This window comes from Streptomyces sp. BF23-19 (assembly GCF_041106355.1).
GTDB lineage: Bacteria > Actinomycetota > Actinomycetes > Streptomycetales > Streptomycetaceae > Streptomyces > Streptomyces virginiae_A.
Genome location: NZ_JBGBPT010000199.1, coordinates 1 through 1,339, shown reverse-complemented (window position 1 = coordinate 1,339; position 1,339 = coordinate 1). Strand labels below are relative to the sequence as shown.

The window sequence follows — 1,339 nt, the reverse complement described above, 5'->3', positions numbered from 1 at the left end:
AGCTCGTAACACGATCTTGCTGCAACGTCCTGGTTGGCCGTGACCGGTGTGAGGTTTTGGCCGTTCGCGATGGTGTGAGTACTCGGCCGTGGATCGTGGACGACGACTTGTGGGCGCTGATCGAGCCCTTGCTGCCGCCGTGGCCGGAGAAGGCTCCCGGTCCGCGGCCAGTTCCGGACCGGTTGTGCCTGCAGGGCATTCTGTACGTGCTGCACAACGACATAGCCTGGCAACTGCTGCCGCTGGAGCTGGGGTTCAGCTCGGGCCAGACCTGCTGGCGGCGTCTGGACCGGTGGCAGAGGGCCGGGGTCTTCGACCAGCTCCACCGGGTACTGCTCGCGAAGTTGAACGCGGCCGGTGAACTCGACTGGTCACGGGCGTGCGTGGATGGTTCCCACATCCGGGCGAAAAAGGGGGTGCCGACACCGGTCCGTCGCCGGTCGACCGGCGGAAGACCGGCAGCAAGCACCACTTGATCTGCGACGGACGCGGCACCCCGTTCAAGGTCATCACGACCGCGGCCAACGTCAACGATGTCACCCAGACCCTCGCCCTGGTCGACGGCATCCCGCCTGTTGCGGGCCGCCCCGGCCGGCCCCGTCGCAGGCCCGACGCCCTGCTCGGTGACAAGGGCTACGACTCCAATGCCCACCGCGACGAGCTGCGACAACGGCGGATCCTGCCTGTCATCTCACGCAAGGGATCACCGAACATCAAGGGCATGGGCAAGCTCCGCTATGTCGTGGAGCAGACTTTCGCCCTGCTCCATCAGTTCAAACGTCTCGCCGTCCGCTGGGAACGCCGCACCGAACTCCACGACGCCTTCGTCTCCCTGGCCTGCAGCCTCATCTGCTGGAGACGCCTCAAGAAGACCCACTCCTGATCGTGCCCCAAGCGATCACGGGCAGCGCAGCACCTCGAAAGGCCCTGGGGCTACTGGTGCGGTGCGTGCCTGGTTCCGGTCGGCTCTGCAGTGTCTGCCTCGGCTGCGGTGAGGATGAGCCGTCCCTCGACTCCTGCTTCGACGACCTTGACCAGCAGCGTGCTCGCGTCGTCAAAACGCAGGGTGAAGTGCGGATCGATCTGCATCAGGAAGTCGAAGCTCTCCCTGTCCTCCGCGGCCAGGGGAGATTCGAGGGTCGCCTCGGACGTCCAGGTGTCTCCGGCGGCACGGACCGCGACCTGCACACGAAGCCTGCCCAGACAGGTCGATCGATTGGCCCACCACTCAAGCGTCGCGGTGCCCTCGTAGCTGTCCATGGTCCAAGTATCGCGAGCGAGCAGGCAGCCGTGTGACAGCGATGCAGAATCTGAGGTCACAAGATCGTGTTACGAGCTC

The 1,339-nt window shown here is 65.3% G+C and carries 2 protein-coding genes; one reads left to right on the top strand and one right to left on the bottom strand.

Features of this window, described 5'->3' with window-relative positions; genetic code table 11:
• The first annotated feature begins 74 nt into the window (after window positions 1-74).
• A protein-coding gene (locus AB8A24_RS43300; protein ID WP_328964465.1) for an IS5 family transposase occupies window positions 75-883 on the top strand; the annotation gives its coding sequence in 2 pieces (ribosomal slippage) (window positions 75-392 and window positions 395-883; 807 coding nt in all).
• 50 nt (window positions 884-933) lie between these two features.
• On the opposite strand, the gene AB8A24_RS43295 is transcribed toward AB8A24_RS43300, so the two are convergent.
• Window positions 934-1,260, bottom strand: a complete 327-nt coding sequence (locus AB8A24_RS43295; RefSeq protein WP_328964466.1) for a hypothetical protein — start codon at window positions 1,258-1,260, stop codon at window positions 934-936.
• Between the last annotated feature and the right edge of the window lie 79 nt (window positions 1,261-1,339).